General features: G+C 74.1%; 26 protein-coding genes. 10 read left to right on the forward strand and 16 right to left on the reverse strand.

The annotated features are described in order from the left end of the window. The first annotated feature begins 16 nt into the window (after positions 1-16). The 3 genes from GA0070613_RS28175 to GA0070613_RS28185 are packed head-to-tail and all read left to right on the forward strand — an operon-like array spanning position 17 to position 1,924. Complete coding sequence (locus tag GA0070613_RS28175; RefSeq protein ID WP_089015038.1) at positions 17-1,243, forward strand: NRAMP family divalent metal transporter; 1,227 nt, start codon at positions 17-19, stop codon at positions 1,241-1,243. Next, positions 1,240-1,620 carry a hypothetical protein gene (locus GA0070613_RS28180; protein WP_089015039.1) on the forward strand — a complete coding sequence of 127 codons (381 nt, stop codon included), beginning with the start codon at positions 1,240-1,242 and terminating at the stop codon, positions 1,618-1,620. The genes GA0070613_RS28175 and GA0070613_RS28180 overlap by 4 nt, the downstream gene beginning before the upstream one ends. Next, a complete protein-coding gene (locus tag GA0070613_RS28185) occupies positions 1,607-1,924 on the forward strand; it encodes a hypothetical protein (RefSeq protein ID WP_089015040.1) in 318 nt (105 codons plus the stop codon). Before GA0070613_RS28180 ends, GA0070613_RS28185 begins: the two co-directional genes overlap by 14 nt. A gap of 39 nt (positions 1,925-1,963) precedes the next feature. Here the strand turns inward: GA0070613_RS28185 and GA0070613_RS28190 are convergent, their stop codons facing one another. The 3 genes from GA0070613_RS28190 to GA0070613_RS28200 all read right to left on the reverse strand — a co-directional run bounded on the left by GA0070613_RS28190 (position 1,964) and on the right by GA0070613_RS28200 (position 4,555). Beyond that, positions 1,964-3,283 (reverse strand): hemolysin family protein, encoded by a 1,320-nt coding sequence (locus GA0070613_RS28190; protein ID WP_089015041.1) that lies wholly within the window; start codon positions 3,281-3,283, stop codon positions 1,964-1,966. A gap of 131 nt (positions 3,284-3,414) precedes the next feature. Then, entirely contained in the window at positions 3,415-4,041 is a 627-nt protein-coding gene (locus GA0070613_RS28195) for a hypothetical protein (RefSeq protein WP_089015042.1), read from the reverse strand. 10 nt (positions 4,042-4,051) lie between these two features. Further along, entirely contained in the window at positions 4,052-4,555 is a 504-nt protein-coding gene (locus GA0070613_RS28200) for a GNAT family N-acetyltransferase (RefSeq protein WP_089016250.1), read from the reverse strand. 167 nt (positions 4,556-4,722) lie between these two features. Between GA0070613_RS28200 and GA0070613_RS28205 the strand changes: the two genes are divergently transcribed. The 4 genes from GA0070613_RS28205 (at position 4,723) to GA0070613_RS28220 (ending at position 7,330) form a co-directional block, all read left to right on the forward strand. After that, positions 4,723-5,019, forward strand: a complete 297-nt coding sequence (locus tag GA0070613_RS28205; RefSeq protein WP_197699009.1) for a hypothetical protein — start codon at positions 4,723-4,725, stop codon at positions 5,017-5,019. A 128-nt stretch (positions 5,020-5,147) separates the two neighbouring features. Continuing rightward, the gene (locus GA0070613_RS33830; RefSeq protein WP_231929533.1) at positions 5,148-5,381 is read left to right on the forward strand and encodes a hypothetical protein; all 234 of its coding nucleotides are present in this window, start codon (positions 5,148-5,150) and stop codon (positions 5,379-5,381) included. A 22-nt stretch (positions 5,382-5,403) separates the two neighbouring features. Continuing rightward, a complete protein-coding gene (locus GA0070613_RS28215) occupies positions 5,404-6,300 on the forward strand; it encodes a universal stress protein (RefSeq protein ID WP_089015043.1) in 897 nt (298 codons plus the stop codon). Between the two features lie 148 nt (positions 6,301-6,448). Next, positions 6,449-7,330 (forward strand): universal stress protein, encoded by an 882-nt coding sequence (locus tag GA0070613_RS28220; protein WP_089015044.1) that lies wholly within the window; start codon positions 6,449-6,451, stop codon positions 7,328-7,330. A 39-nt stretch (positions 7,331-7,369) separates the two neighbouring features. Here the strand turns inward: GA0070613_RS28220 and GA0070613_RS28225 are convergent, their stop codons facing one another. Together GA0070613_RS28225 and GA0070613_RS28230 are read right to left on the reverse strand one after the other, a co-directional pair. After that, the gene (locus tag GA0070613_RS28225) at positions 7,370-7,996 is read right to left on the reverse strand and encodes an FMN reductase (protein ID WP_089015045.1); all 627 of its coding nucleotides are present in this window, start codon (positions 7,994-7,996) and stop codon (positions 7,370-7,372) included. Next, positions 7,993-9,102, reverse strand: a complete 1,110-nt coding sequence (locus GA0070613_RS28230) for an LLM class flavin-dependent oxidoreductase (protein WP_089015046.1) — start codon at positions 9,100-9,102, stop codon at positions 7,993-7,995. The genes GA0070613_RS28225 and GA0070613_RS28230 overlap by 4 nt, the downstream gene beginning before the upstream one ends. A gap of 180 nt (positions 9,103-9,282) precedes the next feature. Between GA0070613_RS28230 and GA0070613_RS32440 the strand changes: the two genes are divergently transcribed. Further along, positions 9,283-9,684, forward strand: a complete 402-nt coding sequence (locus tag GA0070613_RS32440; RefSeq protein ID WP_157746561.1) for a DUF3224 domain-containing protein — start codon at positions 9,283-9,285, stop codon at positions 9,682-9,684. Between the two features lie 64 nt (positions 9,685-9,748). Here the strand turns inward: GA0070613_RS32440 and GA0070613_RS28240 are convergent, their stop codons facing one another. The 3 genes from GA0070613_RS28240 to GA0070613_RS28250 form a co-directional block, all read right to left on the reverse strand. Further along, positions 9,749-10,084 (reverse strand): MoaD/ThiS family protein, encoded by a 336-nt coding sequence (locus GA0070613_RS28240; RefSeq protein WP_231929888.1) that lies wholly within the window; start codon positions 10,082-10,084, stop codon positions 9,749-9,751. After that, entirely contained in the window at positions 10,024-10,185 is a 162-nt protein-coding gene (locus tag GA0070613_RS28245) for a hypothetical protein (protein WP_231929922.1), read from the reverse strand. The genes GA0070613_RS28240 and GA0070613_RS28245 overlap by 61 nt, the downstream gene beginning before the upstream one ends. 74 nt (positions 10,186-10,259) lie before the next feature. Further along, complete coding sequence (locus tag GA0070613_RS28250) at positions 10,260-10,886, reverse strand: DNA-3-methyladenine glycosylase (RefSeq protein ID WP_089016252.1); 627 nt, start codon at positions 10,884-10,886, stop codon at positions 10,260-10,262. Positions 10,887-10,970: 84 nt separating this feature from the next. Here GA0070613_RS28250 and GA0070613_RS28255 point away from each other — a divergent pair, with 84 nt between their 5' ends. Together GA0070613_RS28255 and GA0070613_RS28260 are read left to right on the forward strand one after the other, a co-directional pair. Then, positions 10,971-11,405 carry a DNA-binding protein gene (locus GA0070613_RS28255; RefSeq protein ID WP_231929534.1) on the forward strand — a complete coding sequence of 145 codons (435 nt, stop codon included), beginning with the start codon at positions 10,971-10,973 and terminating at the stop codon, positions 11,403-11,405. Positions 11,406-11,464: 59 nt separating this feature from the next. Then, the gene (locus GA0070613_RS28260) at positions 11,465-11,818 is read left to right on the forward strand and encodes an MmcQ/YjbR family DNA-binding protein (protein ID WP_089015048.1); all 354 of its coding nucleotides are present in this window, start codon (positions 11,465-11,467) and stop codon (positions 11,816-11,818) included. A 41-nt stretch (positions 11,819-11,859) separates the two neighbouring features. Here the strand turns inward: GA0070613_RS28260 and argH are convergent, their stop codons facing one another. Genes argH through argC form a run of 8 tightly spaced genes read right to left on the reverse strand, consistent with a single transcriptional unit; the run spans position 11,860 to position 20,264 of the window. Then, the gene (gene argH / locus GA0070613_RS28265; RefSeq protein WP_089015049.1) at positions 11,860-13,323 is read right to left on the reverse strand and encodes an argininosuccinate lyase; all 1,464 of its coding nucleotides are present in this window, start codon (positions 13,321-13,323) and stop codon (positions 11,860-11,862) included. Between the two features lie 14 nt (positions 13,324-13,337). Further along, a complete protein-coding gene (locus GA0070613_RS28270; protein ID WP_089015050.1) occupies positions 13,338-14,543 on the reverse strand; it encodes an argininosuccinate synthase in 1,206 nt (401 codons plus the stop codon). Further along, entirely contained in the window at positions 14,540-15,055 is a 516-nt protein-coding gene (locus GA0070613_RS28275; protein ID WP_089015051.1) for an arginine repressor, read from the reverse strand. The genes GA0070613_RS28270 and GA0070613_RS28275 overlap by 4 nt, the downstream gene beginning before the upstream one ends. After that, a complete protein-coding gene (argF, locus tag GA0070613_RS28280; protein ID WP_089015052.1) occupies positions 15,052-15,981 on the reverse strand; it encodes an ornithine carbamoyltransferase in 930 nt (309 codons plus the stop codon). The genes GA0070613_RS28275 and argF overlap by 4 nt, the downstream gene beginning before the upstream one ends. After that, on the reverse strand, positions 15,978-17,213 hold the full coding sequence (locus GA0070613_RS28285; protein ID WP_089015053.1) for an acetylornithine transaminase: 1,236 nt from the start codon (positions 17,211-17,213) through the stop codon (positions 15,978-15,980). Before GA0070613_RS28285 ends, argF begins: the two co-directional genes overlap by 4 nt. Beyond that, positions 17,210-18,097 (reverse strand): acetylglutamate kinase, encoded by an 888-nt coding sequence (argB, locus tag GA0070613_RS28290; RefSeq protein WP_089015054.1) that lies wholly within the window; start codon positions 18,095-18,097, stop codon positions 17,210-17,212. Before argB ends, GA0070613_RS28285 begins: the two co-directional genes overlap by 4 nt. Next, positions 18,094-19,266 carry a bifunctional glutamate N-acetyltransferase/amino-acid acetyltransferase ArgJ gene (gene argJ, locus GA0070613_RS28295; protein WP_089015055.1) on the reverse strand — a complete coding sequence of 391 codons (1,173 nt, stop codon included), beginning with the start codon at positions 19,264-19,266 and terminating at the stop codon, positions 18,094-18,096. Before argJ ends, argB begins: the two co-directional genes overlap by 4 nt. Continuing rightward, positions 19,263-20,264 carry an N-acetyl-gamma-glutamyl-phosphate reductase gene (gene argC, locus GA0070613_RS28300; RefSeq protein ID WP_089015056.1) on the reverse strand — a complete coding sequence of 334 codons (1,002 nt, stop codon included), beginning with the start codon at positions 20,262-20,264 and terminating at the stop codon, positions 19,263-19,265. The genes argJ and argC overlap by 4 nt, the downstream gene beginning before the upstream one ends. Between the last annotated feature and the right edge of the window lie 236 nt (positions 20,265-20,500).

Raw genomic sequence — 20,500 nt, forward strand, 5'->3', positions numbered from 1 at the left:
CCGCTACCCCGCCGAAGTGAGGAAGCTCCTCGCCGCCACCCTCGGCGTGCTCTCCGCCATCGGCGGCTTCGTCGACATCGGCGACCTGGTGGCGGCGAGCCAGGCCGGCGCCCGCTTCGGCATGGCGCACGCCTGGGTGCTGCTCGTCGGAGTGCTCGGCATCTGCGCGTACGCCGAAATGACCGGACGGATCGCGGCGGTGAGCGGCCGGGCGGTGTTCGACCTGGTCCGGGAGCGGCTGGGGCCGCGGGTGGCGTTGCTCAACCTGGTCGCGTCCTACCTCGTCACGGTGGTCACCCTGGCGGCGGAGCTCGGCGGGGTGGCGCTGGCGGTGCAGCTGGCCACCGGGGTCAGCTACCTGCTGTGGGTGCCGGTGGCCGCGTTCGCCGTCTGGCTGGTGCTGTGGCGGATGCGCTTCGAGCTGATGGAACGGGTCTTCGGGCTCGCCGGGATGGCCCTGCTGGTCTTCGCGGTGGCGTTGTTCGCCCTGCCCACCGACTGGGGGCGGCTCGGCCACCAGGCGGTGCACCTCAGCGCCGCCGGGCAGGGCTCGAGCGCCTACTGGTTCATCGCGGTGGCGCTCTTCGCCTCCACCGTCAGCCCGTACGAGGTCTTCTTCTTCTCCTCGGGCGGGGTGGAGGAGCGGTGGAGCGCCGCCGACCTGGCCCACGCCCGCTCGAACGTGCTCATCGGCTTCCCGGTCGGCGGGTTCCTCGCCCTGTCGCTGATCGCCACCGCGGCGGTGGTCTACCACCCCGGCGGGGCGTCGCTGGACACCCTCGACCAGGTGGCGCACCCGGTGGTGCTGGCGTTCGGCGGGATCGGGCTGGCGGTGGCCGTGCTGGCGTTCTTCGCGGTGACCTTCGGCGCCGCGCTGGAGACCGGCCTGTCGGCCGCGTACGCGGCGTCGCAGTACTTCGGCTGGCAGTGGGGCAAGCGGGTCAGCCCGCGCGAGGCGGCCCGGTTCCACAGCGTGCTGCTGGTCAGCGTGCTGCTCGGGGTGCTGCTGCTGCTGACCACGATCGACCCGGTCCGGCTCACCGAGTACATGCTGGTGCTCAGCGCGGTGGTGCTGCCGCTGACGTACCTGCCGATCCTGGTGGTGGCGAACGACCGGAACTACCTGGGCGACCGGGTGAACGGCCGCTGGAACAATCTGCTCGGCGCGCTGTTCCTGCTGCTCATCGTCGTCGCGTCGGTGGCGGCGATCCCGTTGGCGATCATCACGAGGATGGGACAGTGAGGGTCCAGCTCGCCAAGCAACTGCTCGACCGGCAGATCGTCGACCGGGACGGCCGGCTGTTCGGCCGGGTCGACGACATCGCGTTCGCCGTGGACGACGAGGGGTTCACGTACGTGGACTGCCTGCTCACCGGGCAGGGGGCGCTCGGGCAGCGGATGGGCGGCCGGGTCGGGCGGATCCTGGTCGGGTTCGCCGACCGGTTCGTCGACGATCCGCCGGTGCGGCCGGTACGGATCCCGGTCGCCCTGATCGACCGGGTGGACAGCGCCGTACGGCTGCGCGTCCGGGCGGCCGACCTGCCACCGCCACCGGTCGAGGGCTGGTTGCGCCGGCACGTCATCGACCGGATCCCGGGAGCGAACCGTGCGAGCGGGTGAGCTGCTCGGGAGGACCGTGTACGACCTGCACGGGCGGCGGCTCGGGCGGGTGGTGGACGTGGTGGTCCGGGGTGGCCTCCCACCCGACCGGCTACGGCTGACCGACGTGATCGTCGCCGGTCACTGGTGGACGCGGGTCACCAGCCGCCTGATCGGCCCAGAGCTGCACCCGTCGGGGCCGTGGCTGCTCCGGGTGGTCGCCCGGGTGCTCGGTCGGAGCACCCACCAGTTCCCCGCCGACCAGGTGCGGCTCTCCCCGCCGGTGTCCGGCTTTCCGTTCGGCCCGCCCGACGGCACGGACTGACCGGTCGGCCCGGGCCGGCGGTGCGGGCCGGCGCGACGGTCAGCTCCGGGCCTCGTCCAGCAGCGGGGCGTCGGCGTCGGTCGCCGCGTCGGCGTGGCGGCGGACCCGGACCTCGGTGATGGCCCGGTGGTCGATGTCGGCCACCACCAGCTCCCAGCCGTCGACGGTGACGCTCTCCCCCGAGACGGTGGGGATGTGCCCGAGGCAGGTCAGCACCAGCCCGGCGATGGTGGTGTAGTCGCCGGGCGGCCGGCCGGGCAGCGCCACGCCCAGGTCGGCCAGGTCGTGCACCGGGAAGGTGCCGGGCAGCACCAGTGTGCCGTCGTCCTCAGTGCGGACGGAGCTGAGGTCGCGGTCGGTCTCGTCGTAGATCTCGCCGACGATCTCCTCGAGGATGTCCTCCAGGGTGACGATCCCGTCGACCGCGCCGCGCTCGTCCACCACCAGGGCGATGTGCTGCCGTTCGGCCTTGAACTGGCGCAGCGCGTCGACCACCGGCAGCGAGTCGGGCAGCAGCATCGGCGGTCGGGCGCACTCGTCGACCGGCCGGTCGTCCGGCACGCCGACCAGGTCGCGCAGGTGGATCACGCCGACCGCGTCGTCCAGGCCGCCGTGCCGGACCACCGGGGCCCGGGAGTGGCCGGTCGCGGCCAGCACCAGCCGGGCGGCCTCCGCGGTGGTCCCGCTGTCGAGCGTGAAGACCTGGAGCCGGGGTACGAGCACCGCCCGCAGCTGCCGGTCGGCGATCTCCACCGCGCCGGCGATGATCGTCCGCTGTTCCTTGGTGAAGCCGTGGTTGCCGGCGACGATGTCGCGCAGCTCGTCCGGGCCGATCTCCTCGGGCTGGTGCCGGGGGTTCAGCCCGAAGAGGCGTACCACCAGGTCGCTGGTGGCGCCGAGGGCCCAGACGGCCGGCCGGGTGAAGGTGGCCAGCAGGTCGAGCGGCCTCGCCACGACCAGCGCCCACCGCTCGGCGGACTGCATGGCGATCCGCTTCGGGGCCAGCTCGCCGAAGACCAGGGTGACGAAGGTCAGGGCCAGGGTGACGGCCACGATGGCGACCGTCTCGGCCGCGTCGCCGAACACCCCGAGCAGCGGTACGAGCGGCTTGGCCAGGGAGACCGCCGCGGCGGCCGAGGCGAGGAAACCGGCGAGGGTGATGCCGATCTGAATGGTGGCCAGGAACCGGTTCGGATCCTTGGCCAGCCGGGCCAGGGTCCGGCCGGCGCGGCTGGTCCGCTCGAGCCGCTGGAGCTGGCTGTCCCGCAGCGAGACCAGCGCCATCTCGCTGCCTGCGAAGGCCGCGTTGACGATGACCAGGACTCCGACCAGGGCCAGTTGGCTCCAGTAGCTCTGCACGCCCGGTTCTCTCCCTCACCGCGACCAGCGCCGGCCTCCCCGGCCGACGCCGCCGGCCGGGGACCCGGTCGGCGTAGGCCCCACTGTGCCCAGCGGCGGGGTGGCTGAATCCTCCCGGTGGCGGCGGGCGGTCAGGCCGGTCCGGGCAGGTCGAGGACGTACGCGTCCCCCTCGGGACGGAAGCCGAGCCGGTGGTAGTAGGGGGCGACCATGCCGGGCGGGCTGACCACCCGGCGGAACCCGCGATCGGTGAAGAGGCTGCTGCGCCGGTAGACGAACTCGCCCGGGGTGAAGTCGCGGAACGGTGGGGTGACGTAGTCCAGGTCGATCTGGGCGACCCCGCCGGCCTCGGCGTGCGACACCACCACGCCGACCACCTCGTCGGCGCGGACCACCAGGAAGGCGGAGCGTCGCCGGTCCTCGGGGTCCCACTGGAAGTCCGGGTTGAACCGGGCGATGTCGGCGGCGTGCACCCGCAGCGTGTGGGCCAGGAACGCGTCGCCGGTGCCCACCTCGACCACCTGGTACGTCTGCTCGTCGTGCCGGGTGGCGAGCATCTTCCGCAGGTACCAGACGTTGATCACGGCCAGCACCACGTTGAGGCCGACCATCGGCCAGACGTGCACCGCCGCGTTGTAGCCGATCAGGATGAGGCAGCCGAGCAGGTTCAGCGCGCGCAGCCGCAGGATGCGCGTCTGCAGCAGGGACCAGACCAGCAGCGCGGAGCCGGCCCAGCCGACGAGTTCCAGCCAGTTCACCCCGGGGAGACTAGTGGTCGCCCAGGTCAGCGCCGTCGGCGGGCAGCTCCAGCACCCATTCCTCGACCTCGGCGCCGCGGCCGTTGGCGTACCCGGAGTCCTCGCCGACGACGACGAAGCCGCACTTGCGCAGCACGGCGAGGGAGGCGCGGTTGTCCTTGGCGACGCGGGCGTGCACCGGGCGTCGCGGCAGGTCGCGCAGCAGCGCGGCCACCGCGGCGGTGGCGTGGCCCCGGCCCCACCGGCGCGGGTCGATCCAGTAGCTGACCTCGGTGCGCTCGTCGACCGGGAAGGCCGCCACGTGCCCGACCACCTCCCCGTCGACCACCACGGTGCGGGTGACGATGCGCGGGTCGGCGCGGATGCGCGCCCAGTGCGCGTCGAACGCCGCCCGGTCGGCCGGGTCGGCGGGGCCGAAGGCGGCCATCCAGTTGGCCTGCGGATCCTGCTGGTGGGCGAAGAACTCGGGCAGGTCGGCGTCGCGTACCGGGCGGAGGCGCACGTCTGAGGTCACCCGCCGGAGGATACGCAGGCCCACCGACGCACTCGGGACCACCGGCCCGCTGACCGGCGGCGGCCCGCCCTGCCGGACCGCGCACCAGCCGGGCGGCGGTCACCTGGCTGGTGGACCGCGCCCGGGAACCGGCGCGACGCGCCCGGGTAGCGGCGGAGGATCGTCGCATGAACAGGATGCGTCACCGCCGGCCCCGCCCGGCGATCCCGGTGCGGGTCCGCGGTGCCTCGGTCACGGGCCCGAAGGTGGCCGGCCCGCGGGCGCTGGGCCCCACGGCGGCCGGCCCGCTGGCGCTCGCCGCTGCCGCGCTCGGGGCGGTGGCGGTGGGCACGCTGGCGATCGGACGGCTGGCCGTGCGCCGAGCGGTGATCCGCGAGCTGCGGATCGGCCGGCTGGAGGTGGACGAGCTGATCGTCCACCGGCACTCGGCAGGTCAGCCGGTCGGCGGCAGCGCCGCCGGGTAGCCGTAGAGGTCGAGCAGGCGTACCCGGGACGCCTGCGGCCGATCCACCACCACACGCATGAACGGTGGGAGGTGAGCTGGCGGCCGAGCGCGTCGTCGGTGTCCATCAGGCGACGTACTCCGTCGGCGGTGAACTCGACGGCCGTGCTGCGCTGGGTGGCCACCGCCCCGAACTGCCAGCGGTACGGCGGGAAGAGCCACGACCCGCCGAGCACCCCGCCCGCGCCGATCGTCTCGATCCCCACATCACCGCGCCCCGGCACCAGGAAGTCGAGCGCCACCTGCACCCCACGGCCCGGGACCAACGGCCCGGCGGCCGGGTCCTGTGCCCCTGACGGCGGCGGTTCCGTGGTAGCAGGCTGAAGGCAGGACGAAGGAGGACGTGATGACCAACAGATCCGGTGCCCCTGTCGTGGTGGGCGTGGACGGTTCCCCGTCGGCCCTGGACGCGGTCCGGGTGGCCGCCCGGGAAGCGGCGGCCCGGCACCGGCCGCTGCGGGTGGTGCACGCCTTCGTTTGGCCGCTGTACGGCGTCCCGCTCGGCCCGGTTCCCGCAGCCCCGCTCGACGGCGGCCTGCGGCAGGAGGCGGAGAAGCTGGTCGCCGAGGCGGTCGACGAGGCCCGCAAGGTCTCGGCCGAGCTGCAGGTGACCGGCGAGGTGGTGGAGGGCGCGGCGACCCCGGTGCTGCTGCGGGAGAGCCGGGACGCGGCCCTGCTGGCGCTCGGCCACCGCGGCCTCGGCGGCTTCGCCGAGCTGCTGGTCGGGTCGACCGCCGTGCAGCTGTCCGCTCGGGCCGACTGCCCGGTGCTGGTGGTCCGCGGCGAGCCGCGCGCTGACGGCCCGGTCGTGGTCGGGGTGGACGGTTCCCCGCTGTCGACCGAGGCGATCGGTTTCGCCTTCGCCGAGGCCGCGCAGCGCGGCACGTCCCTGGTGGCCGTGCACGCCTGGCTGTACCCTACGCCGGTCGGCCCCGGCGACATCGTGCCGCTGGTGTACGACCCGGAGGCCTTCGCCGCCGAGGAGGGGCGGGTGCTCGCCGAGTCCCTCGCCGGCTGGTCCGAGCGCTACCCGCAGGTACCGGTACGGCAGCGGCTGGTCGCCGCCGCACCGGCCCGGGCGCTGGTGGAGGAGTCGACGGACGCGCAGCTGACCGTGGTCGGCGCGCACGGCCGGGGCGCCTTCCTCGGGCTGCTGCTCGGCTCGGTCAGCCACGCGGTGCTGCACCACGCGCGCAGCCCACTGGCCATCGTCCGGCACCACCCGGGCGGCGACCCCGCCTGACCCGCCCGCGCACACCGTCCGCGTCGGCCGCCCCCGGCCGGCGCGGACGACCGTCCGGTCGGGGCGTGGCCGGGGCGGCGCCGGGGCAAATGCGGACGGGCGGCGGTGGGTACGTCGACAATGACCTGATCGACCTCTGGGGGAGCTGATGAACCGACCTGTCGTGGTGGGCATCGACGGATCATCGTCCAGCTTGGTCGCCGCGGAGCACGCGGCGCGGAACGCGGTCCAGCGGTCCCGGCCGCTGCACCTGGTGCACGGCTACCTGCACCCGCTCGGTTACGGCGTGCCGCTCAACCCGTACGACCTCGGGGTGCCGGCGCCGACCGAGGCGGCCCAGAAGATGCTGGAAGAGGTGGCCGCGGAACTCACCGAGCGCCATCCGGGCCTGGGCGTGGAGGTGCGCCAGGTGGCCGGCGGGCCGGGCGCCGCGCTGGTGGAGGAGTCGCGCCGGGCCGAGCTGGTGGTGGTCGGCAGCCGCGGCCACGGCGGGTTCGCCGGCCTGCTGCTGGGCTCGGTCAGCGGCCAGGTCGCCCAGCACGGGCACTGCCCGGTGCTGGTGGTCCGGCCGGCCGACGAGCCGATCCCGGTGGGCGGGCGGGTTGTCGTCGGGGTGGACGGCTCCGAGTCGGCGGCGCTCGCCGTCCGGCAGGCCGCCGACGAGGCGGCACGCCGGGACAGGGCCTTGGTGCTGATGCACGTACGAACCGACGGCCGGCCCGGGGGTCTGCCCGAGGAGGTGGCGGAGTCGGGGGCGGCCGAGCAGGCCGGATCGGCCGAGCTGCTGGCCGGCGTGGCCGGCCGGGTGCGGGCCGACCATCCCGGGCTGACGGTGACCGAGCGCCCGGTCCGGGCCGCCAAGCCGGAACTGGCGCTGATCGAGGCGAGCGGGGAGGCCGAGTTGGTGGTGGTCGGCTCCCGGGGTCGGGGCGGCTTCGCCGGGCTGCTGCTCGGCTCGGTGAGCCAGGCGCTGGTGCAGCACGCCCACTGCCCGGTGCTGGTCGCCCACCCGTACGAGCCCGTCGACTGAGCCCGCGCCCGCCCTGTTGGGGCGAGCGCGGGCACCGGCTCAAGCCGGGTCGCGGCCGGCGAGCAGGTCCTCGAAGCTGGTGGTGAGGGCGAACGGGTCGGCGGGACCGACCGCGGCCGGACGGCGGTCGACCTGGTCGGCGAGTTCGCCGGCGGCGCGCCGGATCCGGGCGCGCAGCGCCCCGTCGGCTCCCTCGCCGGCCCAGTCCTCGGGGGCGGCGAAGACCGCCGTCGGCACGACCTGCGCGCGCAGGTAGGCGAACATCGGCCGGACCGCGTGTTCCAGGGCGAGCGAGTGCCGGGCGGTGCCGCCGGTGGCGCCGATCAGCACCGGCCGGTCGGCCAGCGCCTCCTTGTCCACCACGTCGAAGAAGGACTTGAACAGCCCGTTGTAGGAGGCGTTGAAGATCGGCGTGACGGCGATCAGCCCGTCCGCGCCGGCCATCGCGTCCAGCACGTGCCGCAGTGCCGGCGAGGGAAAGCCGGTGAGCAGGTGGTTCACCACGTCGTGGGCGTGTTCGCGCAGCTCGATCGGGTGGAGCTCAACGTTGGCGCCGCGCCGGTCCAGCTCGTCGCGGGTGGCCGCGGCGAGCTGGTCGGCGAGCAGCCGGGTCGAGGAGGGCCGGCCGAGGCCGGCCGAGACCACGGCCAGGGTGCGCCGGGTCATCGGCCGTTCTCCGCGCCGGTCAGGTCCGCCACCGCGTCGCGGGCCGCGACCAGCGAGGCGTGGGTGGGCGCCTCGGGTACGTGGGCGGGACGCAGCGCGTCGAACTCCTTGCGGAGCACCGGAACGACCTCCTCGCCGAGCAGGTCGAGCTGTTCGAGCACGGTCTTCAGCGGCAGCCCGGCGTGGTCCATCAGGAAGAGCTGGCGCTGGTAGTCGCCGACGTACTCGCGGAAGCCGAGCGTACGGTCGATGACCTGCTGCGGGCTGCCGACGGTGAGCGGGGTCTGGGCGGTGAACTCCTCCAGCGACGGCCCGTGCCCGTAGACCGGGGCGTTGTCGAAGTACGGCCGGAACTCACGGACCGCGTCCTGGGAGTTGCGCCGCATGAACACCTGCCCGCCGAGCCCGACGATGGCCTGCTCCGGGGTGCCGTGGCCGTAGTGGGCGAACCGCTGGCGGTAGAGGCCGACCATCCGCTGGGTGTGCTCCCTGGGCCAGAAGATGTGGTTGGCGAAGAAGCCGTCACCGTAGTAGGCGGCCTGCTCGGCGATCTCCGGGCTGCGGATGGAGCCGTGCCAGACGAACGGCGGCACGCCGTCGAGCGGGCGGGGCGTCGAGGTGAACGACTGCAGCGGGGTGCGGAACTTGCCCTGCCAGTCGACCACGTCCTCGCGCCAGAGCCGGCGCAGCAGGTCGTAGTTCTCGATGGCGAGGGGGATGCCGGTGCGGATGTCCTGGCCGAACCACGGGTAGACCGGTCCGGTGTTGCCGCGCCCCATCATGAGGTCGACCCGGCCGTCGGCCAGGTGCTGGAGCATCGCGTAGTCCTCGGCGATCTTCACCGGGTCGTTGGTGGTGATCAGCGTGGTCGAGGTGGAGAGCAGCAGCCGCTCGGTGCGGGCGGCGATGTGGCCGAGCATGGTGGTCGGCGACGAGGGCACGAACGGCGGGTTGTGGTGCTCGCCGGTGGCGAAGACGTCGAGCCCGACCTCCTCGGCCTTGAGGGCGATGGCCACCATGGCCTTGATCCGCTCATGCTCGGACGGCAGCCGTCCCGTGGTCGGGTCGACCGTGACGTCGCCGACGGTGAAGACTCCGAACTGCATGACCAGCTCCTCGCGTGCCGCCGGACCACCGTGGCCCGGATCACCCCGCACAACATATTTGACGTAGCAACTATTCCGTGGCGGGCCTGCCCGCGGGTGGCCCACCTCACGCCCGGAACGGGCCGGAAACGCCGGCCGTACCTGACGGGGGATGTCAGCCTCGGCGCGGAGGATAAGTGCATGAACGGACGCGCGGAGGGCACCTTCACCCCCGACAGCTGGGACCAGGAAGCGTACGACGAGGCCGACGGGGCGGTGCTGGCCGAGGCCCGGATCACCAAGACCTTCACCGGCGACCTCACCGGCGCCAGCACCACCCGGATCCTGATGTGCCGGGCGCAGGTGGAGACCTCCGCGGCGTACGCGGGGTTCGAGCGGTTCACCGGCACCCTGGCCGGCCGGAAGGGTAGTTTCGTGCTGCACCACAGCGCGTCCGCGCACGCCGACGCGGGATCGGCGCTGTCCTGGACCGTCGTGCCCGACTCGGGCACCGACGAGCTGCGGGAGCTACGCGGCGGCGGGCAGATCATCGCCGGCGCGGACGGCGGCCACCGCTACGTGCTGGAGTACGAGCTGCCCTGAGGCCGCGCCGCCCCGGCCGGGCGGCGGGCCCCAGGTGGGCGACGGGCCCGGGTGGGCGACGGCGTCAGCCGCCGGCCACCGAGGGGAGCACCTGCACCTCGGCGCCGTCGCCGACCGGGGTGTCCAGGCCGCCGACGTGCCGGCAGTCCTCGCCGTCGACGTAGACGTTGACGTACCGGCGCAGCTCGCCCCGCTCGTCGCGGATCCGGCGGGCGAGCCGGGGCCACGCCCCAGCCAGCTCGTCGAGGACCCCCGCAGGGTGCCGGTGGCCGCCACGGTGAGCCGGCTCGCGCCGCCGGCCTCGCCGCGCAGCGGGCCGGGCAGCAGCACGGTCACCACTCAGACCTCCGCGGCGCGGACGCAGAGCACGTCGGGCAGGTGGGCGGCGACCAGGGACCAGGAGTTCCCCTCGTCCCGGCTGGCGTAGACCTCGCCGGAGCGGGTGCCGAAGTAGACGCCGGCCGGGTCGGCGTCGTCCCCGCACATCGCGTCGCGCAGCACGGACGGGTGGAACGGCCTCTCGGGCAGCCCGACGGTCAGCGGCTCCCAGAATTCCGCCCGGCCACGCCGGGGGCTCAGCGTCGTACCCGGGGCACGTGCCGCCGGTAGGCGCTCACCGTCGGATCGCCGGAGGTCCAGAACCGCCACGGCACGTCGTGCGCCCCGGTGACGCCGACCCGCGGGCCGGCCTCGATCGCCGCCTCGGCCACCGGCCCGACGGGCGGTCGCAGCCGCAACGGGCCGTCGCCGAGCAGGTCCAGGCCGTAGGCGGAGCGGTCGATGCCGAGCGCCGCGCAGAGCCGGGCGGGCCCGCGGGCGAGGTCCACGTCCCGGCGCACGGCGGGGCGCCGGGCCCGGGCGGCGTCGAGGCCGTCGACCACCTCGCCGGCCCGCAGCAGCACCGCCGAGGCCTCCCCGTCCGGACCGGTCACCACGTTCACGCACCAGTGCATGCCGTAGGTGAAGTAGACGTAGGCATGGCCGGCCGGCCCGAACATCACCGCGTTGCGCGGGGTGCGCCCCCGGTAGGCGTGCGAGGCCGCGTCCCCGGCCGTGCCGGCGTACGCCTCGACCTCGGTGATCCGGACGGTGACCCCGCCCGCGGCGAGCCGGCAGCCGAGCAGTCCGCGCGCGGCCGGCACCACCGGGCCGGCGAGCAGGTCGGCCAGCCCGGCGGCGGTGACGGGGTCAGCGGTGGTCATGGCGTCGACCCTAACCGGCGTCACGGAGATGAGCACGACTTGCTTTCAACAACCTGTTGACAAAGAGGCATTCAAGCGGTTCTGATGGAACACATGGTCACGCTGGACAACGACCCGTTCACCGCTCCGGATGCTGCCCAGGCCCGCGCGCACCGCAACTACGCGGCGCTGCTGCGGATCGCCGAGCGGCACGCCGGCACGGACGCCCGCCGCCGTCGGTACGCCCACCCGGACGTGCCGGACGCCTACGAGGCGGCGACGTTGGTGATGGCCCTCGCCGGCGGGGCCGAGCTGGAGCCCGGCGAGGAGCCGGTCGACCAGGCCGACCTGACGGCCGCGCTGACCCTGATCCCGCACGTCCGCGCCGAGGTCGACGCCCTGGAGGCGGGGCTGTTGCAGGTGGCCCGCGGCCGCGGCCTGACCTGGCAGGCGATCGCCTTCGGGCTCGGGCTGGGCAGCGCCCAGGCGGCCCGCCAGCGCTACGAGCGGCTGACCGTCCGGACCGGCACCGGCGACTGAGCGGCGGCGTCGCAGGCATGCGCGAGACTGAGCCCGCAACCGGGCGACGGGAGGACGCGATGACGCGCGAGAAGATGCTGGCGTACTGCCTGGCCAAGCCGGGCGCCTGGCTGGACCAGCCGTGGGAGGGCGACGAGGTGGTGAAGGTGGGGAGCCGGATCTTCGCGTTCCTCGGCTCCCCGGACGGCGAGGCGCGGGTGGGGGTGAAGTGCGGCCCCAACCGGGACGTCGCCGACGAGTGGCTGCACCGCTTCCCAGACGACGCGAAGGCGTCGCCGTACATCGGGCGGTCCGGCTGGAACACGCTGCGCCTGGACGGCGGGATCGGCGACGAGGAGCTGACCGACGCCGTCGACGGGTCGTACGACGTGGTGGTGGCGAAGCTGCCGAAGCGGGAGCGCCCGACGGGCTGAGGATCGGCGCGGGTGGGGCCACCCGCGCCGATCCGACGACCTCAGCGGGGGACGACCCGCTCGGCGGCCCACTCCCGCCAGCCGACCAGCTTGTCGGCGGCGGCGGCGAGCTGGTCAGCGACCGGGCCGGGGCCGGTCGAACCGGGCGTGATGCGCGCGGCGAGGGCGGAGCGGACCGACAGCACGTCGCGCACCGACGGGTCGAGGTGCTCGCTCACCGTCGCCAGGTCGGCGTCGGAGACCTCGTCCAGGGCGCAGTCCCGGGCCACGCAGAGCGCCACCAGCTTGCCGGTGATCTCGTGCGCGTCGCGGAACGGCACGCCCTTGCGAACCAGCCAGTCGGCCACCTCCGTGGCCAGGGAGAAGCCGACCGGCGCGGCGGCCACGAGGCGGTCGACCCGGACCGTCATCGTGGAGATCATCCCGGCGAGGGCCGGGAGCAGCAGCTCCAGCGTGTCGACCGCGTCGAAGGCCGGCTCCTTGTCCTCCTGCATGTCGCGGTCGTACGTCATCGGCAGGCCCTTGAGCATGGTCAGCACGCTCATCAACCCGCCGACCAGGCGGCCGGACTTGCCCCGGGCCAGCTCGGCGATGTCCGCGTTCTTCTTCTGCGGCATGATCGACGAGCCGGTGGCGAAGGCGTCGTCCAGCTCGACCCAGCCGAACTCGTGCGACGTCCAGAGCACCACCTCCTCGCCGAGGCGGGACAGGTGCACGCCGATCATCGCGGTGACGAAGAGGAACTCGGCGACGAAGTCCCGGTCGGCGACCGCGTCCATGGAGTTGGCGAAGGACGTGCGGAAGCCCAGCTCCTTGGAGACGGCCACCGGGTCCAGCGGCAGGCCGGAGCCGGCGAGGGCGCCCGCGCCGAGCGGACTGATCGCCGCCCGGTGGTCCCAGTCGCGCAGCCGCTCCAGGTCGCGCAGCAGCGGCTGCACGTGGGCGAGCAGCCAGTGCCCGAAGGTGACCGGCTGGGCGTGCTGCAGGTGCGTCATGCCGGGCGCGGCGGTGTCCACGTGCCGCCCGGCCTGCTCCACGAGGGCCTCGGCCAGCTCCACCAGGCGGGCAGCCACGCCGCGGGCGTGGTCACGCAGGTAGAGCCGCAGGTCGGTGGCGACCTGGTCGTTGCGTGACCGCCCGGCACGCAGCTTGCCGCCGAGGCTGCCGAGCCGCTCCAGCAGGCCACGTTCCAGGGCGGTGTGCACGTCCTCGTCGTCGACGGTCGGGCGGAACTGCCCGGAGGCGCAGGCCGCCTCCAGGTCGTCCAGCGCGGCCAGGATCCGGCCCAGCTCGTCGGGGTCGAGCAGGCCGGCGCCGGCGAGGACCCGGGCGTGCGCCCGCGAGCCGGCGATGTCGTACGGGGCGAGGCGCCAGTCGAACTGGACGCTCACCGACAGCCGCGCGAGGGCCTCGGCGGGGCCGCCGGCGAAGCGGCCGCCCCACAGGCTCGTCCGGTTGGTGGCGGCGCTGTTCTCGGTCAGGCTCTTGTCGTCCACCCCGCCCATTGTGGTGCCCACGGTCAGGAGCCACCCAACCGGGCGTCCCGCGCGGCGGCCATCTTGCTCGGCAGGCCCCAGAGCTGCACGAAGCCCTTCGCCAGGGACTGGTCGAAGGTGTCGCCGGTGTCGTAGGTGGCCATGCCGAAGTCGTACAGGCTGGCCTCGGAGCGCCGGCCGGTGACGGTGGCCCGGCCGCCGTGCAGGGTGAGCCGCACCTCGCCGGAGACGTGCTGCTGGGCGTCGGCGATGAACGCGTCGAGGGAGTTCTTCAGCGGCGAGAACCAGAGGCCGTCGTAGACCAGCTCGCCCCAGCGCTGGTCGACGCCACGCTTGAACCGGGCCAGGTCCCGCTCGACGGTGACCGCCTCCAGCTCCTGGTGGGCGGTGATCAGCGCGATCGCGCCGGGGGCCTCGTACACCTCGCGGCTCTTGATGCCGACGAGGCGGTCCTCGACCATGTCGAGCCGGCCGATGCCCTGGGCGCCGGCGCGCCGGTTCAGCTCCAGGATCGCCTGGTACGGGGTGACGGTCTCGCCGTCGATCGCCACCGGGTTGCCGGCGTCGAAGGTGATCACGACCTCGTCGGCGTCCCGCGGCTCGGCCGGGTCGGACGTGTACGAGTACAGGTCCTCGATGGGGCCGTTCCAGATGTCCTCCAGGAAGCCGGTCTCCACCGCGCGGCCCCACAGGTTCTGGTCGATGGAGTACGGGGACTTGGCCGACACGTCGATCGGCAGCCCCTTCTCCTCGGCGAAGGCGATCGCCTTGTCCCGGGTCCAGGCGAAGTCCCGGGCCGGGGCCACGATCTTCAGGTCGGGGGCGAGCGCCGCCAGGCCGACCTCGAAGCGGACCTGGTCGTTGCCCTTGCCGGTGCAGCCGTGCGACACGATGGTGCCGCCGTGCTTGCGGGCCGCGGCGACCAGGTGCTTGACGATCAGCGGCCGGGACAGCGCGGAGACCAGCGGATAGCGGTCCATGTAGAGGGCGTTGGCCCGGATCGCCGGCAGGCAGTAGTCGGCGGCGAACTCGTCGCGCGCGTCGACCACCTCGGACTCGACGGCGCCGCAGTCCAGGGCGCGCTGCCGGATGGCGTTCAGGTCCTCGCCGCCCTGCCCGACGTCGACCGCGACCGCGATCACCTCGGCGCCGGTCTGCTCGGCCAGGTAGGGAATGGCGACGGAGGTGTCGAGACCCCCGGAGTACGCCAGGACGACCCGCTCGGTCATGGGGTGCTGCTCCCTTCAACGTTGTCTTCCCGGCGGGCCCAGCCGGCGAGCCTGTCGCCGAGCGCGGCCCCGCCGAGGGCCTCGCGGGCCACGACGAGGATGGTGTCGTCGCCGGCGATGGTGCCGACGACCTCGGGCAGGCCCGCTCGGTCCAACGCGCTGGCCAGGTAGTGGGCTGCGCCCGGCGGGGTGCGCAGCACGGCGATGTTGCCGCTGGAGTCGACCCCGTTGAGCAGCTCGTGCAGCAGCCGGACGAGCCGGGCCGGGGCGGCCTCGGCGTCGCGCAGCGGCCGGTGGCCGTCCTCGGGGATCAGGTAGACGCCCCGGCCGTCGCCGCCGCGCGCGGTGACCGCCCCCAGCTCCTTGAGGTCCCGGGAGAGGGTGGCCTGGGTGACCTGGATGCCGTCGCCGGCGAGCAGGTCGGCCAGCTCGGTCTGCGAGTGGATCGCCTGGTCGCGGATCAGCTCGACGATGCGGGCGTGCCGGGCGGTACGGGTCAGCGGGGCGGTCATGAGGTGGATGCCTCCAGGAGAAACGTCAGCAGCGCCTTCTGGGCGTGCAGGCGATTCTCCGCCTGGTCGAAGACCGCGCTCCGCGGCCCGTCGAGCACCTCGTCGGTGATCTCCTCGCCCCGGTGCGCGGGCAGGCAGTGCAGCACGATCGCTTCCGGCGCGGCGTGGCCGAGCAACGCGGCGTTGACCTGGTACGGCAGGAACGGGGTGATCCGGTCCAGCCCGTCGTCCTCCTGGCCCATCGAGGTCCAGGTGTCGGTGGCCAGCACGTCGGCGCCGCGTGCCGCCTCGACCGGGTCGGTCAGCACCCGCACCGAGCCGCCGGTGCCGGCGGCGATCTTCTCGGCCCGGGCCAGGATCTCAGGGGCGGGCTGGAAGCCGACCGGGCCGGCGATCCGGATGTGCATCCCGGCGGTCGCCCCGGCCAGCAGGTACGAGTGCGCCATGTTGTTCGCCGCGTCCCCCACGTACGTCAGGATGCGCCCGGCGACGGCGCCGAACCGTTCGCGGACGGTGAGCAGGTCGGCGATCAGCTGGCAGGGGTGGTAGTCGTCGGTGAGCGCGTTGACCACCGGCACGGTGGCGTGCGAGGCGACCTCGGCGATCCGGTCGTCGCCGTGGGTGCGCAGCACGATCGCGGCGACGTACCGGGAGAGCACCCGGCCGGCGTCGGCCAGGGTCTCACCCCGGCCGAAGTGGGTGACCTGGGTGTCCACCACGAGCGGGTGGCCGCCCAGCTCGGCGATGCCGGCGTCGAAGGAGATCCGGGTGCGCAGGCTCTGCTTGTCGAAGAGCACCGCCACCGACCGCGGCCCGGCGAGCGGCTTGTGGGCGAACCGGTCAGCCTTCATCCGGGCGGCCAGGTCGAGCACCGCCGCCTGCTCGGCCGGGGTCAGGTCGTCGTCCCGCAGGAAGTGCCGGATCATGCGCTGACCTCCGTCGTGGTCGAGCCGGCGGCGGCCGCCGCGAGGTCGGCCGGGACCGGCGCGGCGGGGGTCGCCGCGTCGAGCGCCGCCGGGAGGGCGGTGAGGAAGGCGTCGGCCTGCTCGGCGGTGAGGATCAGCGGCGGGGCGAGCCGGACCACGCCGGGCTGCACCGGGTTGACCAGGAAGCCCGCCTCGCGCAGCGCGGTCGCCGCCGCGCCGGAGACCGGCTCGGTCAGCACGACGCCGAGCAGCAGTCCGGCCCCGCGTACCTCGGCGACCAGCGAATGACCGAGCGCCTCGATCCCCCGGCGCAGCCGCTCGCCGACCCGCTTGACGTGGTCGAGCAGCCCCTCGTTGGCGATGGTGGCGATCACGGCGAGGGCGGCGGCGCAGCTGACCGGGTTGCCCCCGAAGGTGGTGCCGTGCGAGCCGGGACCGAGCAGCTCGGCGGCCCGGCCGAAGGCCAGGCAGGCGCCGATCGGCAGGCCGCCGCCGAGGCCCTTGGCCAGGGTGACGAGGTCCGGTTCGACGCCCTCGGCCTGGTGGGCGAACCAGTGTCCGGTCCGGCCGACGCCGGTCTGCACCTCGTCGAGCACCAGCAGCGCGCCGTGCCGGGCGGTGATCCGCCGGGCCGCCGCGAGGTAGCCGGCGGGCGGGACCACGATGCCGTTCTCGCCCTGGATCGGCTCCAGGATCACCATCGCGGTCGCGTCGGTCACGGCCGCCTCCAGCGCCGCCACGTCGCCGTACGCCACGTGGGTGACGTCGCCGGGGAGCGGGTGGAACGGGTCGGCCTTGGCCGGCTGGCCGGTGAGCGCGAGCGCCCCCATGGTGCGGCCGTGGAAGCCGCCCCGCGCGGCGACCACGTGGGTGCGGCCGGTGAGCCGGGAGAGCTTGAACGCGGCCTCGTTGGCCTCGGCGCCGGAGTTGGCGAAGAAAACCTTGCCGGGGCGGCCGGCCAGGGCCAGCAGCAGTTCGGCCAGGGCCACCGGCGGCTCGGCGACGAAGAGGTTGGAGACGTGGCCGAGGGTGGCGACCTGCTTGGTGACGGCGGCCACCACGGCCGGGTGGGCGTGACCGAGGGCGTTGACCGCGATGCCGCCGAGCAGGTCGACGTACTCCCGACCGGCCTCGTCGGCCACCACCGCGCCGGAACCGGAGACCAGCGCCAGCGGCGGGGTGCCGTAGTTGTCCATCAGGGACTGGCCCCACCGTTGCACCAGCGTGCTCATGACGCGATCACCATCGTTCCGAACCCTTCCGAGGTGAAGACCTCGAGCAGCGTGGAGTGGGCGACCCGGCCGTCGACGACGTGCGCGGCGGGCACTCCCCCGCGCACCGCCCGCAGGCAGGCCTCCATCTTCGGGACCATCCCCGACTCCAGGGACGGCAGCAGCTTCGCCAGGTCGTCGGTGCCGATCTCGCTGACCAGGCTGCCGGTGTCCGGCCAGTCCGCGTACAGGCCGGGGACGTCGGTGAGGACGACCAGCTTGCGGGCGTCGAGGGCGACCGCGAGGGCGGCGGCGGCGGTGTCGGCGTTGAGGTTGTGCAACACCCCGTCGGCGTCCGGCGCGACGGTGGAGATCACCGGGATCCGGCCGGCCGCGATCAGGTCGGTCACCGCCGAGATGTCCACCGACTCCACGTCGCCGACCTGCCCGACGTCTACCGGCTCCCCGTCGACGTACGCCGGGCGGCGGACGGCGGTGAAGAGCCCGGCGTCCTCGCCGGAGAGGCCGACGGCGTACGGGCCGTGCGCGTTGATCAGGCCGACCAGTTCCCGGCCGACCTGACCGACCAGCACCATCCGGACGACGTCCATCGCCTCGGGGGTGGTGACCCGCAGGCCGCCCCTGAACTCGCTGGCGATGCCGAGCCGGTGCAACATGGCGGAGATCTGCGGCCCGCCGCCGTGGACGACGACCGGCTTGAGGCCCGCGTACCGGAGGAAGACCATGTCGGCGGCGAAGGCGCGCTGCAGCTCGGGGTCGACCATGGCGTTGCCGCCGTACTTGACCACGACGGTCGCGCCGGAGAAGTTCGCCAGCCAGGGCAGGGCCTCGATCAGCGTCTCGGCTTTGGCCTGGGCCCGGGTGAGGTCCGCGGAGAGGCTCATGTGGAGTACGCCGAGTTCTCGTGCACGTACGCGTGCGACAGGTCGTTGGTCCAGATCGTCGCCGCCGCGTCGCCGGCGTGCAGGTCGATCCGGATCGTGACGTCCCGCCCGGTCAGGTCCACCTTGGACCGGTCCTCGGCGGCGGCGCCCGAGCGGCACACCCAGACGCCGTTGACCGCGACGTCCACGCCGTCCGGCTCGAACGCGGCCGAGGTGGTGCCGACGGCCGCGAGGATCCGGCCCCAGTTCGGGTCGTTGCCGAAGAGCGCGGTCTTGACCAGGTTGTTCCGGGCCACCGAGCGGCCGACCTCGACCGCGTCGTCCTCGCTCGCCGCGCCGACCACGTCGATGGCGATCTGCTTGGTGGCGCCCTCGGCATCGGCGATGAGCTGCTGGGCCAGGTCGTGGCAGGCGGCGGTGACCGCGGCGGTCAGCTCTGCCTCGGTCGGCTCGATGCCCGACGCGCCGCTGGCCAGCAGCAGGACCGTGTCGTTGGTGGACATGCAGCCGTCGGAGTCGATCCGGTCGAAGGTGACCCGGGTGGCGGCGCGCAGCGCGGCGTCCAGGGTCTCCGGCCCGGCCACCGCGTCGGTGGTGAGGACGCAGAGCATGGTGGCCATGGCCGGGGCGAGCATCCCCGCGCCCTTGGCCATGCCGCCGACGGTCCAGCCGCTGCCCTTGGCGACGGTGGTCTTCGGCCGGGTGTCGGTGGTCATGATCGCCTCGGCCGCCGCCGCGCCGCCGTCACGGGCGAGCCCGCGGATGGCGGTGCGCACCCCGGGGAGGAGCTTCTGCATCGGCAGCCGCTCGCCGATCAGGCCGGTGGAGCAGACCGCCACCTCGCCGGCGCCGAGCATCAGCCGGGGGCTGCTGGCGGTGAGCGCGGCGGCGGTGTGCTCGGCGGTGGCGTGGGTGTCCTGGAAGCCGGCCGGGCCGGTGCAGGCGTTCGCGCCGCCGGAGTTCAGCACCACGGCGCGGACCACGCCGCCCCGGACCACCTGCTGGCTCCACAGCACCGGCGCGGCCTTGACCCGGTTGGCGGTGAAGACGCCGGCGACCCCGGCGTCGGGGCCGTCGTTGACGACGAGGGCGATGTCGGCGCCGCCGCTGCTCTTGAGCCCGGCGGCGACCCCGGCGGCCCGGAAGCCCCGGGGGGTGGTCACTGTCATGGCGCTACTCCGAAGACTGAGAGGCCGGCGGTCTCGGGGAGGCCGAACATGAGGTTGGCGTTCTGCAGGGCCTGGCCGGCGGCGCCCTTGCCCAGGTTGTCGATGGCGCTGACCACGATCACCCGGCCGGAGTCCACGTCGACGGTGGCCTGCAGGTGGCAGGAGTTGGAGCCGGCCGTGGCCGCGGTGCGCGGCCAGGCGCTCTCGGGCAGCACGTGCACGAAGGGGGTGTCCGCGTACGCCGCGGTGAGCACCGCGCGCGGGTCGGTGTCGCCGGTGGGCACGGCGGTGACGGTGGCGAGGATGCCGCGCGGCATGGGGGCGAGCACCGGGGTGAAGGTGAGGCTGGTCGCGCCGGTGGCCTGCTTGATCTCCGGGACGTGCTGGTGGGCGCCGACCTTGTAGGGCGACAGGTCGCCCATCACCTCACTGCCGAGCAGGTGGGCCTTGGCGGCCCGGCCGGCGCCGGAGGTGCCGGAGGCGGCGACCACGACCACGTCGGCGGGCGACACCGCGCCAGCCGCGATCAGCGGGGCCAGGGCGAGCGTGGTGGCCACCGCGTAGCAGCCGGTGTTGGCCACCCGGGTCGCGGCGGCGATCGCGGACCGCTGGTCGGGCAGCTCGGGCAGGCCGTAGGTCCAGGCGCCGGCGTGGGCGCCGCCGTAGTAGCGGGTCCAGCCGGCGGCGTCGCGCAGCCGGTGGTCGGCGCCGAGGTCGACCACCTTGACCGTCTCGGGCAGGGCGGCGGCCAGGGCGGCCGACTCGCCGTGCGGCAGGGCCAGGAAGACCAGGTCCGCGTCGGCCAGGGCGGTCGGGTCGGTCGCCCCGAGCACCAGGTCGAGGCCCGCGAGGTGCGGGTGTACGGCGGTGGCGGGCTGGCCGGCCTGGCTGTGCGCGGTGGCCGCGACCAGGTCGAACTCCGGGTGCCCGGCGACCAGGCGCAGCACTTCGCCGCCGGCGTACCCGCTGGCCCCGGCGACCGCAACCCGGATACCCATACTCACCTCCGCATGACTATGCAACGTAGGCTAGCAGGGCCGAGATCCCGGTGCAAGTTCATGCCGTCCGCTGCATGAAAATAGAGAGACCGCCGACGCTCGCAGTCGGCCAGCGCCGGCGGCTCGCGGAACGCCCGCAGAAGCACGTGGAGCGACCTAAACTGACAAAAGGTTCAGGAAGGGCGCCACCTGGGCATCCTGCGGGCGGTCCGAGGCACCCCTGACCCACGTTGTCG

It is taken from the genome of Micromonospora inositola, from assembly GCF_900090285.1.
Lineage (GTDB): Bacteria > Actinomycetota > Actinomycetes > Mycobacteriales > Micromonosporaceae > Micromonospora > Micromonospora inositola.

Bases quoted from the DNA above. Each gene is read 5' to 3' on its own strand.
- GA0070613_RS28205 (WP_197699009.1), top strand. From the start codon at position 4,723: ATGAACAGGATGCGTCACCGCCGGCCCCGCCCGGCGATCCCGGTGCGG.
- GA0070613_RS28215 (WP_089015043.1), top strand. From the start codon at position 5,404: ATGACCAACAGATCCGGTGCCCCTGTCGTGGTGGGCGTGGACGGTTCC.
- GA0070613_RS28220 (WP_089015044.1), top strand. From the start codon at position 6,449: ATGAACCGACCTGTCGTGGTGGGCATCGACGGATCATCGTCCAGCTTG.
- GA0070613_RS28225 (WP_089015045.1), bottom strand. From the start codon at position 7,996: ATGACCCGGCGCACCCTGGCCGTGGTCTCGGCCGGCCTCGGCCGGCCC.
- GA0070613_RS28230 (WP_089015046.1), bottom strand. From the start codon at position 9,102: ATGCAGTTCGGAGTCTTCACCGTCGGCGACGTCACGGTCGACCCGACC.
- GA0070613_RS32440 (WP_157746561.1), top strand. From the start codon at position 9,283: ATGAACGGACGCGCGGAGGGCACCTTCACCCCCGACAGCTGGGACCAG.
- GA0070613_RS28250 (WP_089016252.1), bottom strand. From the start codon at position 10,886: ATGACCACCGCTGACCCCGTCACCGCCGCCGGGCTGGCCGACCTGCTC.
- GA0070613_RS28255 (WP_231929534.1), top strand. From the start codon at position 10,971: ATGGAACACATGGTCACGCTGGACAACGACCCGTTCACCGCTCCGGAT.
- GA0070613_RS28260 (WP_089015048.1), top strand. From the start codon at position 11,465: ATGACGCGCGAGAAGATGCTGGCGTACTGCCTGGCCAAGCCGGGCGCC.
- argH (WP_089015049.1), bottom strand. From the start codon at position 13,323: ATGGGCGGGGTGGACGACAAGAGCCTGACCGAGAACAGCGCCGCCACC.
- GA0070613_RS28270 (WP_089015050.1), bottom strand. From the start codon at position 14,543: ATGACCGAGCGGGTCGTCCTGGCGTACTCCGGGGGTCTCGACACCTCC.
- GA0070613_RS28275 (WP_089015051.1), bottom strand. From the start codon at position 15,055: ATGACCGCCCCGCTGACCCGTACCGCCCGGCACGCCCGCATCGTCGAG.
- argF (WP_089015052.1), bottom strand. From the start codon at position 15,981: ATGATCCGGCACTTCCTGCGGGACGACGACCTGACCCCGGCCGAGCAG.
- GA0070613_RS28285 (WP_089015053.1), bottom strand. From the start codon at position 17,213: ATGAGCACGCTGGTGCAACGGTGGGGCCAGTCCCTGATGGACAACTAC.
- argB (WP_089015054.1), bottom strand. From the start codon at position 18,097: ATGAGCCTCTCCGCGGACCTCACCCGGGCCCAGGCCAAAGCCGAGACG.
- argJ (WP_089015055.1), bottom strand. From the start codon at position 19,266: ATGACAGTGACCACCCCCCGGGGCTTCCGGGCCGCCGGGGTCGCCGCC.
- argC (WP_089015056.1), bottom strand. From the start codon at position 20,264: ATGGGTATCCGGGTTGCGGTCGCCGGGGCCAGCGGGTACGCCGGCGGC.